Genomic DNA, 12,400 nt, shown 5'->3' with positions numbered 1-12,400 from the left:
CCTGGGCGCGTGACCCTGCGCCTGTACGACACCGCCACCCGCGAGGAGCGAGACTTCGTTCCGATGACCGCCGGCAAGGCGGGCATCTACCTGTGCGGTCCCACCGTCCAGAGCGCGCCCCATGTGGGCCACCTGCGCAGCGCCGTCGCGTTCGACGTGCTGCAGCGCTGGCTCGAGCGCTCGGGCTACGCGGTGACGCTGGTGCGCAACGTCACCGACATCGACGACAAGACCCTCGCGAAGGCCGCGGACGCCGGCTGGGAGTGGTGGGCGTGGGCGCTGCGCTACGAGCGCGAGTTCCAGGCCGCCTACGCGGCGGTCGGCGTCAAGGCGCCCGCCGCGGAGCCGCGCGCGACCGGCCACATCCCCGAGATCCTCGGGATGATCGAGCGCCTTGTCGCGAACGGCCACGCGTACGAGCAGGGCGGGTCGGTGTACTTCGACGTGCGCTCGTTCGTCGGCTACGGCGCGCTCACCCGTCAGGCGCTCGACGACCTGTCACCGGCGCAGGACGCCCCGCTCGAGGACAAGCGCGACACCCACGACTTCGCGCTGTGGAAGGCGCGCAAGGACGATGAGCCCGCGACGGCCTCGTGGGACTCGCCCTGGGGGCCGGGCCGCCCGGGCTGGCACATCGAGTGCTCGGCGATGGCGCACCGCTACCTGGGCGAGGAGTTCGACATCCACGGCGGGGGCCTCGACCTGCGCTTCCCGCACCACGAGAACGAGCAGGCGCAGTCGCGGGCCGCGGGCTACGGCTTCGCGCGCCTGTGGATGCACTCGGCCTGGGTGACCCAGTCGGGCGCCAAGATGTCGAAGTCGCTGGGCAACGGGCTGCTGGTGTCCGAGGTGCTCGCCGAGCACGAGCCCGCCGCGCTGCGCCTCGCGCTCGCGGCTGTGCACTACCGGTCGATGCTCGAGTACTCGCCGTCGACGCTCGACGAGGCCTCCGCCCAGTGGGCCCGCTTCCAGGGCTTCGTCGCGCGGGCCTCCGAGAAGGTGGGCGCGCCGTCGGCCGCGACGGTCGCGACCGCCGAGCTGCCCGCCGCCTTCGTCGAGGCGATGGACGACGACCTGGGCGTGCCGCGCGCGCTCGCGGTCATCCACGAGACGGTGCGCGCGGGCAACGCCGCGCTCACGGCGGGGGACGATGCGGCGGTCGCGGCGGCGCTGCTGGCGGCGCGGTCGATGCTCGACGTGCTGGGCCTCGACCCGGGCGCCCCGGAGTGGGCGGGGGAGAAGGCGGGCGCCTCGGACGCCGCGATGGGCGCCCTGGACTTCCTGGTCAAGGCGGACATCGAGGCGCGGGCGGCGGCGCGTGCCGCGAAGGACTGGGCCACCGCGGATGCCATCCGCGACCGCCTGGCCGGCGCCGGCATCGTGATCTCCGACGGCGCCGACGGCGCCCGCTGGTCCCTCGCCTCGGAGTCCTGACCCCACCCCTCCCGGACACGTCCAACGGACCTGGTCCCGGGTTGTCGGCGTGTCGCGCGGGAGCGGGCCTGCCTCACCCGCGTGTCGCCGCGAGATCCGTTGGCAGTGTCACGGGGTGGGGCGCCGGTGCGCATCGTCCCCTATTACCCTTGTAGCCATGGCTGGTAACTCGAAGCGCCGCGGCGCGACCCGTAATGCAGGCTCGAAGAAGGGCGCGCAGGTCGGCACGGGCGGGCACGGACGCAAGGCGCTCGAGGGCAAGGGCCCTACCCCCCGGGCGGAGGACCGCCCCAACCACAAGGCCTACAAGGCGAAGGTGCGCGCCGAGAAGGACGCCGCCAAGGCGTCGCAGCGACCGGCGAGGTCGACGCCGCGCGACCGCACGTCGGGTGCCACCGACCTGGTCGTGGGCCGCAACAGCGTCCTCGAGGCGCTGCGCGAGGGCATGCAGGCCACCATGCTCAGCATCTTCAACCGGATCGACGCGGACGACCGCATCACCGAGATCGTGTCCCTCGCCGTCGAGCACGGCGTCACGGTGCGCGAGGTGACCAAGGCGACGCTCGACACCCTCGCGGACGGCTCGCCGCACCAGGGCGTCGCGCTCGAGGTACCGCCGTACCAGTACGCCGAGCCGCAGGACCTCCTCGAGGCGGCGTCGCCCGTGCGGATCATCGCGCTCGACGGCATCCAGGATCCCCGCAACCTGGGCGCGATCGTGCGCTCGGCGGCGGCGTTCGGCGCCTCCGGCGCGCTCATCCCCGAGCGCCGCGCCGCGGGCATGACGGTGGCCGCGTGGAAGGTATCCGCGGGTGCGGCCTCGCGCCTCCCGGTCGCGCGCGCGGTCAACATGGTCCGCACGCTCGAGGAGTACAAGAAGGCGGGCCTGTTCGTGCTCGGGCTCGCGGGCGACGGCGAGGTGGACCTGCACGAGTCCAACCTGCTCGACGGCCCGCTCGTCATCGTGGTCGGCGCCGAGGGCGAGGGCCTGTCGCGCCTCGTGCGCGAGGCCTGCGACCAGGTGGTGTCGATCCCGATCGCCGCGACCACCGAGAGCCTCAACGCGTCCGTCGCGGCCTCGATCGCGCTGTACGAGGCGTCCAAGGCGGCCGCGCGGGCCTGACCCGCGTCGCGCCCGGGCGAGGCTAGAAGCCGGACTTCTCGCCCGCATCGTCCTCCGCAGGGGACGATGCGGCGCGCGCCGTGACCTCGCCCGACAGGGGCGAGCGCTCGGGCGCGGGGAGGCGCGTCGACTGGCGCCGCACCTGCGGGGGCTCGCTGACCTCGGGCGCGGGGACCTCGCCCCACGCGTACGTGTTGTCGTTCTCGAACGGGTCGCGCGCCTCGAACTCGGTGCCGACCTCGTCGGTGAGCGCGGGCAGCTCGGCGGTCATCTCCGCGAGGGAGCGGCCCAGCACGGCGCGCTCGTCGGGGCGCAGCGGCAGCACGTTCTTCACGTACGAAGCGGTGGCCACGGGCATCGGCACGTCCTCGCCGGCGGCCTCCGCGAGGTACCAGCGGTGGTCGAGGACCTCGTGGAACACCTGGGCGGGCTCGAGCTTGCCGCGGAGCTCGCGCGGCACGGCGCGGACCGTCGGCTCGAAGATGCTGGTGAGCCAGGCGTGCGCGCCGAAGGCCTCGTCCTCGCCGATCTCGGGGTGGACCAGCCGGAACTCGTCCAGGTCGTTGAGCAGGCGACGCGCCTGGTTCTCCTGCACGTCGAGACCCGTGAGCCGCATGAGCCGACGCGAGTGGAAGCCGGCGTCGACCACCTTGGGGCGGATGCGCAGCCCTTGCCCGTCGGGGGTGGAGAGCATGTCGAGCTCGCCCACGTCGAAGCCCATCTCGTTGAGCGCGCGTACGCGCTCGGCGACACGCAGCGGCACGTTCGCGTCGAACGTCTCGGTCGCGGTGAGCGCGGCCCACAGCCTGCCGTACTTCGACTCGAGGCGCTCGCCGATCTTGAACGGGTCGATGCCCTCGTCGAGGTCCTCGTTCGCCTGCAGGTCGAGGATCTCGCCGATGATGTTGGTGGTCGCGATCTCGAGGTCGTAGGACCGCTGGCCGTCGGTGAGGGCGTCGTGGATGTCGCCGGTCTCGGCGTCGACCAGGTAGGCGCTGAACTCGGACGCGTCGCGGCGGAAGAGGGCGTTCGACAGCGAGACGTCGCCCCAGTAGAAGCCGTTGAGGTGCAGGCGCACCAGCAGCACCGAGAGCGCGTCGATGAGGCGGTTGAGCGTGCCCTTGCGCAGCGCGGTCGAGAACAGCGCGCGGTAGGGCAGGGAGAACGCGAGGTGCTCGGTGACGAGCGCGGCCGACAGCTCCTCGCCCATGGGCGTCCTGCGCTGGGTGACCACCGCGACCGCATGGACGCACGGCGCCTCCATGCGCTCGAGGTCGCGCAGCATCTGGAACTCGCGATGCGCGATCTCGCGGTTGGTCTCCTTGACCGCGAGCACGGTGCCGCCGTGACGCACGAAGCGCACGACGTGACGCGACAGTCCGCGGGGCAGCGCGGCGATGACGTCCTCGGGCCAGGCGGAGAGCGGGATGTCCCATGGCAGCTCCATGAGCGCCGGATCGGCGGCCCCGGTGATGTGCGGCATGGTTCCAGCGTAGCGAGGGCGTGCCCTCGCCCGGACAGCGGCAACGGAGTTCGGCGGCGCGCCCCGGCGCGCCGCCCCCGATCCGGCGCGACACGCCGGCGAACCGGGACCAGCTCCGTTGGCAGTGTCCGGGAGGGGAGACGACAGGAGGGCGGCCCCTGACGGGGCCGCCCTCCTGGTGGAACGCTGAGCGTTAGTTCGCGAGCGTGCGCGAGGCGTCGGTCTGGACCACGTGGGTCGAGATGCGCTCCTGCGTGGCGGACGAGAACACGTGCTGCTCGCCCTCGCGGATGGTCACCCAGATGGTGTCGCCCTTGCCGGGGACGTCGCGCGGGTCGACGCGGACGATGCCCTCGCCGGTGCCGCCCACGACGTTCTTCGAGCCGGTCGCGAGCGGGGTCGGGATGGTGCCGTACACGAAGGCGTCCGAGCCGAGCTCCTCGACCACGTTGACCTCGACCGGGAAGGCGCCGGGCGTGTTCGGCGCGACGCGGTCGAGCGACTCCGGGCGGAAGCCGAGGATGACGTCGCCGCCGTCGGCCTCCGACATGTTGGCGAGCGTGTCGCGACGCAGCGGGACCTTCGAGTCGCCGACGAGCGCGTGGCCGTCCTCGACGCGGAAGGTCGACAGGTTCATGGCCGGCGAGCCGATGAAGCCCGCGACGAACACGTTCTGCGGGGTGTCGTACATCTCGCGCGGGGTGCCGACCTGCTGGAGCACGCCGTCCTTGAGGACCGCGATGCGGTCGCCCATCGTGAGGGCCTCGACCTGGTCGTGGGTCACGTAGACGGTGGTGGTGCCCAGGCGACGCTGAAGCGCGGCGATCTGGGTGCGGGTCTGGACGCGGAGCTTGGCGTCGAGGTTCGACAGCGGCTCGTCCATGAGGAACACCTGGGGCTGGCGCACGATCGCGCGGCCCATGGCGACGCGCTGACGCTGACCACCCGAGAGGGCCTTCGGCTTGCGGTCGAGGTACTCGGTGAGGTCCAGGATCTTCGCGGCGGCCTCGACGCGCTCGCGGATCGTGGCCTTGTCGACCTTCGCGATCTTGAGGGCGAAGCCCATGTTGTCCGCGACGGACATGTGCGGGTAGAGCGCGTAGGACTGGAACACCATCGCGATGTCGCGGTCCTTGGGCTGGACGTGCGTGACGTCGCGGTCGCCCACGTAGATGCCGCCCTTGTCGACGTCCTCGAGGCCGGCGAGCATGCGCAGCGAGGTCGACTTGCCGCAGCCGGACGGGCCGACGAGCACGAGGAACTCGCCGTCGGCGATCTGGAGGTCGAGCGAGTCGACCGCGGGACGCTCGGTGCCGGGGTAGATCCGCGACGCCTTGTCATAGGTAACGGTGGCCATGGCCGTGTTTCCCTTCACCGGCAGGTACGTGCCGGACGATCCGTAGTGAAGAAATGCCGTTGTGGTGTCCACAGTGACACTGCCGGGGTCCTCCCGGCCCGCCCATCATGACACAGCCCGGACGGGACCCGGCACCCCCGCAGGTCCCACGCGGGTCGAGCCTGGACGATGCGCCGGTAGGTTGGGTCCATGGCCGGGCTTCAGCGCGAGGTAGGTGACGTCGTCGGCGGCTATCGCGTGCAAGGGCGGCTGGGCTCGGGGGGCTCGGGCTCCGTGTACCGCGTCGTGGATGAGGGCGGCCAGGAGGCCGCGCTCAAGCTGGTCGACGCGCGCGAGGACGAGGTCGCGGCCGCGCGCCTGGCCCGCGAGGTGCGCGCGCTGCAGTCGCTGCGGCACCCCGCCGTGCCCCACATCCTCGACGCCGAGCTCGACGACGCGGAGACCTTCGTGGTCTTCGAGATCGTGCCCGGGGAGACGCTGTTCGACCACATCCGCCATCACGGCCCGCTTGCAGGGGAGGCGCTCGCCGCGTTCGCCGAGCGCACCGCCTCGGCCCTCGAGGCGGTCCACGCGGCCGGGGTGGTCCACCGCGACGTCACGCCGTCGAACGTCATGATGGGACCGGACGGCCCCGTGCTCATCGACTTCGGCCTCGCGCACCGGACGGAGGACGCGCGACTCACGCGCGAGGGGCTGGTGAGCGGGACGCCCGGCTACGTCGCGCCCGAGGTGATCGACGGTGCCGAGCCGGGCGCGCAGGCCGATCGGTGGTCCTGGGCCGCGACCGTCGCGTTCGCGATGACGGCGCAGGCGCCCTTCGGCTCCGGCACGGGCGCGATCAGCCGGACCCTCGAGGCCGAGGTGCGGCTGCCCGACGTCCCCGGCGCGGCGACGCTGCGCGCGGCGCTCGGCCGCGACGTCGCGGCGCGTCCCGGCATGCGCGACGTGGTCGCGGCGCTCAGCGGGGCCACCGACGTGCTGCCCGCGCTCCCGCCCACCGCGGTCGCGCCGGTCGGCCTCGCGGAGGCGGCGTGGGGCGCGGACGCCGAGGCGACCGCAGTGCTGCCCAGCGGCGAGCACGTCCCGGTGCACGATGCGGCGGCAGGGTGGGGCGACCAGGACGGCCTCGAGCCCGACGAGCCGGCGTGGGAGGACCTGGTCCCCGAGGACGACGAGGGCTACCTCGAGCCCGCTCCCCGGCGCCGGCTGCTGCTCCTGCTCGCCGCGCTCGTGGTGATCGCCGCCGCCGCGCTCGCGCCCGTCGTCACCGCGCTGGTGCTGCTCGGCGTCGCGATCCTCGCGCGCGGCGTGCAGCGTCGCGAGCTCGCGCTCGAGGCCGCCGATGCGCGTCGCGGCAGGCGCCGCACCACGGACACCGTCGTGCAGACCATCGGGCTCCCGTGGCACGTGCTGCGCGCCGCGGTCGAGACCATCCCGGCCGCGCTCACGGCTGCCGCCGCGGGCGGCGGCGTGGCGGCGGGGGCCTGGTGGCTCGTGGGCTCGGGCAGCCTGGGCCTGAGCGCGGACGCCGTGGAGTACGCCCAGGCGGGAGCGCTCGCGCTCGGCGCCGCGGCGGCCGTGGTCGCGATGGCCTACGGACCGTTCATGCGCGAGACCCGCGCGGGCGCGCATCGCCTCGCCGCGGCGGTGTCCCCGACCGCCGGTCTCGCGGCCGCGTGGGCGCTCGTCGCGGTCAGCGCGGTCCTCGTCGCGGGCATCGCCGTGTACGCGCACGTGGGGATCTGGTGGTGGCCGCTCACGGTTAGCATGGGCGCATCGTCCTGACACCCCGGAACACGCAGGCGACCTCGGGCGTTCGCCCGGCAGCGAGGCACGGGTGACGAAGGGACCACGATGAGCTCGGAGATGACGGAGACGACCGCGACCGCAGGGCGCTGGGAGACGGTGCAGCCGTGGCTCAGCACCGTGGTCCGGCTGGCGATGGCGGGCATCCTCGTCGCCGCCGCCATCCCCAAGATGCTCGACATCCCCCAGTCGATCATCGCCGTGCGCGCGTACCGCCTGCTCCCCGAGGCCATCGTGCCGTTCGTGGGCACCATGCTCCCGTTCTTCGAGCTGCTGCTCGCCGTGTTCCTCCTGGCAGGCCTGTTCACCCGGACGGCGTCGATCGTGTGGCTCGTCATGATGGCCGGCTTCGTCACGGGCGTGATCTGGGCGTGGGCGAACGGGCTCAGCATCGACTGCGGATGCTTCGGCGGGGGCGGCGACGTCGCCGAGGGCACCACCAACTACCCGCTCCATATGCTCGAGCGCGCCGGCTTCATCGTGCTGGGCACGTACCTCGCGATCTGGCCGCGCAGCCGCTACTCGCTCGACGGCTGGATGAAGGCCGCCTGACGAGCATCGTCTAGATTTCATGTGACACCCGACCGCAGAACCCTGGAGAGATCGATGTCGAGCAAGGACCAGAAGACGGACGCGCGCGCCGCCGCCAAGGCGAAGGCGCAGGCGCAGGTGCGCGCACAGGAGCGCAGGACGATGCTGATGATCGTCGCGGGCTCCGTGGTGGGCATCGCGGTGTTCGCCGGCCTCATCCTCTTCATCGTCAACCAGGGCAAGGTGGAGCCGCTCGGCACCGAGGGCGCGACGGCCCCCGCCGCCGCGGACGCGACCGGCGGCATCCCCGTCGGCACGGGCGGCGTGGTGGGCGAGGACGTCGCCACCGACGCACCGCGCGTCGACGTCTACCTCGACTTCATGTGCCCCATCTGCAACGTCTTCGAGCAGACCAACGCCGAGGACATCGACGCGATGCGCGAGGCCGGCGAGATCCAGGTGTACTACCACCCGATCTCGATCCTCGACCGCTACTCGAACGGCACCAGCTTCTCGACCCGCGCGGCGGGCGCGGCCGGCGTGGTCGCGCACCTCGCCCCCGAGGCGTACCTCGACTTCACCACCGCGCTGTTCGCCAACCAGCCCGAGGAGAACTCGGACGGGCTGAGCGACGAGCAGATCGAGCAGATCGCCGTCGACGCGGGCGTGCCCGCGGACGTCGCCGCGAGCCTCACGGACGATGGCATGCGCAAGTGGGCGACCGCCGCGACCGAGCAGGCGTCGATCGACGGCATGCAGGGCACGCCGACCATCCGCGTCTCCGAGACCGGCGACTTCGCGGACGGCGTCATCCTCAACGACCAGAGCAACGAGAACTCGCCCTCGGTCGACTACTTCACCGCGGGCAACTTCAAGGCGTACATCGAGAGCCTGGGCTAGCCCGCAGCAGCCGAGCGCCGCATCGTCCCCTGCCGGGGGCGGTGCGGCGTCGGCGTGTCCGGCCCCGGTATCCTGGGTGCCCTGCTGGCATGGCGCAATTGGTAGCGCACCGCTCTTGTAAAGCGGTGGTTGCGGGTTCGAGTCCCGCTGCCAGCTCCACTGTCACCCGTCGGGACCGAGCGTCCCGCACGGCGGGGGAGCGCTCAGAAGAGGGCGGAGCCGTCCGGCGGTGCGCCCCAGCGGACCGGCGCGGCGTCCTGCTCCTCGAGGAGCGCGTTCACGCGCGAGAACGGCCGCGAGCCGAAGAAGCCGCGGGACGCGCTCAGCGGGCTCGGATGCGCGCTCTCCACCCGCGGCACGTCCCCGAGCAGCGGCGCGAGGGCCTGCGCCTGGCGACCCCAGAGGAGCGCGACCAGCGGCCCTCCCCGCGCGGCGAGCGCCTCGATCGCGATCGCCGTGACCGCCTCCCAGCCCCGGCCCTGATGCGAGCCCGCCTCGCCCGGCCGCACGGTGAGCACGCGGTTGAGCAGCATGACGCCCTGATCGACCCACGGGGACAGGTCCCCGCTCGCGAGCTCCTCGCCGGTGTCGGCGCGCAGCTCGCGCGCGATGTTGGCGAGCGAGCGCGGCATCGGTCGCCCGGGGGCGACGGAGAAGCTCAGCCCGACTGCATCTCCCGGCGTCGGGTACGGGTCCTGCCCGACCAGCAGCACGCGCACGTCCGCGAGAGGCAGCGCGAACGCGCGCATGACCGACTCGGGTGCCGGCAGGTACGCCTCGCCGCCCAGCTCCGCCGCGAGCCGCTCGAGCGTGGGCGCCGCGGGGGCGAGCACGCCGGCCCAGTCCCGCGCCATCGAGTCGAGCCACTCCGCGTGCATGGCGCTCACCCTAGCGACGGGGGACGATGCACCGCGCGCCTGTGCTCGACGCCTCCCGCGCGCGATTACTGTGGAGGCGACATGAACGAGGAGACCACGGACGCGGACGTCGCCACGGCACCGGTGTCGGTGCTCGACGCGCGCGCGCTCGAGATCCTCGCTCTCGAGCGGCGGTGGTGGCGCTACGCGGGTGCCAAGGAGGATGCCGTACGCGACGCGCTGGGCCTCAGCGCGACGCAGTACTACCAGGTCCTCAACGCGCTCATCGACACGCCCGAGGCGCTCGCGCAGGATCCCGTGCTGGTCCAGCGGCTGCGTCGCGTGCGCGACGCGCGGGGGCGTGGACGCGCGGCAACAGCCCGCGCACGAGGGTGAACGGTAGGGTGTCCGCGTGACGAGCGACTACCAGCCCGACGAGTTCGACGAGATCGCCGCGAGCGGCGGCCCCGTGGGGGTCCACCGCGCGCCGCGCCCGTGGTGGACGGTCGCGCTGGTGCCTCTCGTGGTGTTCGTGGTCGCGGGGCTGGTTGCGTTCGTGGTGGCGCAGCTGTTCTGGAACACCGGAGTGACGCCCGCCTCATCCGCCAGCGAGTCGCCCACCGTGGAGGCGACGGTCAGCGGGGAGGCGAGCACCGAGCCGAGCGCCGATGCGTCCGAGACCACGTCGCCGGAGCCGAGCGAGGAGCCCTCCGAGACCGCCGAACCCGAGCCGGTGATCGACTACGACGCCTCGATCGCCGTGCTCAACGGCTCGGGCATCACCGGGCTCGCGGGCACCCAGGTGTCGATCCTCGAGGGCGCCGGCTTCGCGACGCTCTCGGCGGACAACCTCTCCGGCGAGATCCCGACCGCGAACCGTGTGGTGTACGGCGACGATGCGATGGCGGACACCGCGGCCGAGGTCGCATCGCAGCTGGGCATCGACACCGTCGAGCAGGGCACGCCCACCACCGACGTCGACGTCGAGGTGCAGCTGGTCTCCGAGCCGTAGGCCCGGCCGCTCCACGCCCTCGGCGAACACTGCTCAGGGCGTTTGCACTCTCCCGGGGAGAGTGCCAGAATCGGCGTTAGCACTCGGCCTACCCGAGTGCTAAGAGACCTAGGGTTCTCCGCCGAGGTGCGGGGTGCGGCGTGACGTGAACGCCGGACCGCGCATCGTCCGTCGCGGGCGGTGGGAACCGTCATCTTCGAAAGAGGACATACCCCATGGCAAAGATCATCGCCTTCGATGAGGAGGCCCGCCGCGGCATGGAGCGGGGCATGAACGCCCTCGCCGACGCCGTCAAGGTCACCCTTGGCCCCAAGGGCCGCAACGTGGTGCTCGAGAAGAAGTGGGGCGCCCCCACGATCACCAACGATGGTGTCTCCATCGCCAAGGAGATCGAGCTCGAGGAGCCCTTCGAGAAGATCGGCGCCGAGCTGGTCAAGGAGGTCGCCAAGAAGACCGACGACGTCGCGGGTGACGGCACCACCACCGCCACCGTGCTCGCCCAGGCGCTCGTGCAGCAGGGTCTGCGCAACGTCGCCGCCGGCGCCAACCCGATCGCCCTCAAGAAGGGCATCGAGAAGGCCGTCGAGGCCGTCACGGCCGAGCTGCTCGCCGCCGCCAAGGAGGTCGAGACCAAGGACGAGATCGCCGCGACCGCGGGCATCTCCGCCGGCGACCCCGCGATCGGCGAGCTCATCGCCGAGGCGATGGACAAGGTCGGCAAGGAGGGTGTCATCACCGTCGAGGAGTCCTCGGCTCTGGGCCTCGAGCTCGAGCTGACCGAGGGCATGCGCTTCGACAAGGGCTTCCTCTCGGCGTACTTCGTCACCGACCCGGAGCGCCAGGAGGCCGTCCTCGAGGACGCGTACATCCTGCTCGTCGAGTCGAAGATCGGCTCCGTCAAGGACCTGGTCCCCGTGCTCGAGAAGGTCATGCAGACCGGCAAGCCCCTCGCGATCATCGCGGAGGACGTCGAGTCCGAGGCCCTCGCGACGCTCGTCGTCAACAAGATCCGCGGCACGTTCAAGGCCGTCGCCGTCAAGGCGCCCGGCTTCGGCGACCGCCGCAAGGCGATGCTGCAGGACATGGCGATCCTCACCGGCGGCACCGTGATCTCGGAGTCGGTCGGCCTCTCGCTCGACAACGCGGGCCTCGAGCTCCTCGGTCAGGCGCGCAAGGTCGTCGTCACCAAGGACGAGACCACCATCGTCGAGGGTGCCGGTTCGGAGGAGCAGCTCGCGGGCCGCGTCCGCCAGATCCGCTCCGAGATCGACAACTCCGACTCGGACTACGACCGCGAGAAGCTCCAGGAGCGCCTCGCCAAGCTCGCCGGCGGCGTCGCCGTCATCAAGGCGGGCGCGGCCACCGAGGTCGAGCTCAAGGAGCGCAAGCACCGCATCGAGGACGCCGTCCGCAACGCGAAGGCCGCCGTCGAGGAGGGCATCGTCGCCGGTGGTGGCGTGGCCCTCATCCAGGCCGGCACCACCGCGTTCGAGGGCCTCGAGCTCGAGGGTGACGAGGCCACCGGTGCCCGCATCGTCGAGGCGGCCATCACCGCGCCGCTGCGCCAGATCGCGATCAACGCCGGCCTCGAGGGCGGCGTCGTCGTGGAGAAGGTCAAGGGCCTCCCGGTCCACTTCGGCCTCAACGCGGCGACCGGCGAGTACGTCGACCTGCTCGCGGCGGGCGTCAACGACCCGGTCAAGGTGACCCGCTCGGCGCTGCAGAACGCGGCGTCCATCGCGGCGCTGTTCCTCACCACCGAGGCGGTCGTCGCCGACAAGCCCGAGCCCGAGCCGGCCATGCCGGCCGGCGGTGGCGACATGGGCGGCATGGGCTTCTAAGCCCTCGCCTCTCGGCTGAAGCCAGCGCGCAGGCCCCCGTCCCGGGTTCTCCCGGG

The 12,400-nt window shown here is 72.4% G+C and carries 11 protein-coding genes and 1 tRNA gene; 9 read left to right on the top strand and 3 right to left on the bottom strand.

Annotated features, from left to right (window positions below; all coding sequences use genetic code 11):
* Positions 1–9: 9 nt before the first annotated feature.
* A complete protein-coding gene (gene cysS / locus AOM09_RS10125) occupies positions 10–1,434 on the top strand; it encodes a cysteine--tRNA ligase (RefSeq protein WP_062387711.1) in 1,425 nt (474 codons plus the stop codon).
* A 157-nt stretch (positions 1,435–1,591) separates the two neighbouring features.
* Positions 1,592–2,557, top strand: a complete 966-nt coding sequence (rlmB, locus tag AOM09_RS10120; RefSeq protein ID WP_062387708.1) for a 23S rRNA (guanosine(2251)-2'-O)-methyltransferase RlmB — start codon at positions 1,592–1,594, stop codon at positions 2,555–2,557.
* A 22-nt stretch (positions 2,558–2,579) separates the two neighbouring features.
* Here the strand turns inward: rlmB and AOM09_RS10115 are convergent, their stop codons facing one another.
* The gene (locus tag AOM09_RS10115; RefSeq protein ID WP_082099021.1) at positions 2,580–4,040 is read right to left on the bottom strand and encodes a DUF4032 domain-containing protein; all 1,461 of its coding nucleotides are present in this window, start codon (positions 4,038–4,040) and stop codon (positions 2,580–2,582) included.
* A 193-nt stretch (positions 4,041–4,233) separates the two neighbouring features.
* Positions 4,234–5,397, bottom strand: a complete 1,164-nt coding sequence (locus AOM09_RS10110; RefSeq protein ID WP_062387705.1) for an ABC transporter ATP-binding protein — start codon at positions 5,395–5,397, stop codon at positions 4,234–4,236.
* Positions 5,398–5,586: 189 nt separating this feature from the next.
* On the opposite strand from AOM09_RS10110, the gene AOM09_RS10105 reads away from it, so the two are divergent.
* From AOM09_RS10105 to AOM09_RS10090, 4 genes are all read left to right on the top strand, one after another.
* Positions 5,587–7,182, top strand: coding sequence for a serine/threonine-protein kinase (locus AOM09_RS10105; RefSeq protein ID WP_062387702.1), 1,596 nt, complete (start codon positions 5,587–5,589; stop codon positions 7,180–7,182).
* A gap of 81 nt (positions 7,183–7,263) precedes the next feature.
* A complete protein-coding gene (locus AOM09_RS10100; protein ID WP_169747641.1) occupies positions 7,264–7,755 on the top strand; it encodes a MauE/DoxX family redox-associated membrane protein in 492 nt (163 codons plus the stop codon).
* A 54-nt stretch (positions 7,756–7,809) separates the two neighbouring features.
* Positions 7,810–8,634, top strand: coding sequence for a DsbA family protein (locus AOM09_RS10095; RefSeq protein ID WP_062387696.1), 825 nt, complete (start codon positions 7,810–7,812; stop codon positions 8,632–8,634).
* Positions 8,635–8,717: 83 nt separating this feature from the next.
* A tRNA-Thr gene (locus AOM09_RS10090) sits at positions 8,718–8,793 on the top strand.
* A 44-nt stretch (positions 8,794–8,837) separates the two neighbouring features.
* Here AOM09_RS10090 and AOM09_RS10085 read toward each other — a convergent pair.
* A complete protein-coding gene (locus AOM09_RS10085; protein ID WP_062387694.1) occupies positions 8,838–9,512 on the bottom strand; it encodes a uracil-DNA glycosylase in 675 nt (224 codons plus the stop codon).
* A gap of 81 nt (positions 9,513–9,593) precedes the next feature.
* On the opposite strand from AOM09_RS10085, the gene AOM09_RS10080 reads away from it, so the two are divergent.
* The 3 genes from AOM09_RS10080 (at position 9,594) to groL (ending at position 12,344) form a co-directional block, all read left to right on the top strand.
* Entirely contained in the window at positions 9,594–9,887 is a 294-nt protein-coding gene (locus tag AOM09_RS10080) for a DUF3263 domain-containing protein (protein ID WP_062387691.1), read from the top strand.
* A gap of 16 nt (positions 9,888–9,903) precedes the next feature.
* Positions 9,904–10,503, top strand: a complete 600-nt coding sequence (locus AOM09_RS10075; protein WP_062387687.1) for a LytR C-terminal domain-containing protein — start codon at positions 9,904–9,906, stop codon at positions 10,501–10,503.
* Positions 10,504–10,718: 215 nt separating this feature from the next.
* On the top strand, positions 10,719–12,344 hold the full coding sequence (gene groL, locus AOM09_RS10070; RefSeq protein WP_062387684.1) for a chaperonin GroEL: 1,626 nt from the start codon (positions 10,719–10,721) through the stop codon (positions 12,342–12,344).
* The last annotated feature ends 56 nt before the right edge of the window (positions 12,345–12,400 follow it).

The sequence above is a fragment of the Demequina iriomotensis genome, assembly GCF_000971395.1.
GTDB lineage: Bacteria > Actinomycetota > Actinomycetes > Actinomycetales > Demequinaceae > Demequina > Demequina iriomotensis.
Note: the sequence above shows the minus strand (reverse complement) of the source record. Positions and strands in the feature narration are given on the sequence as shown.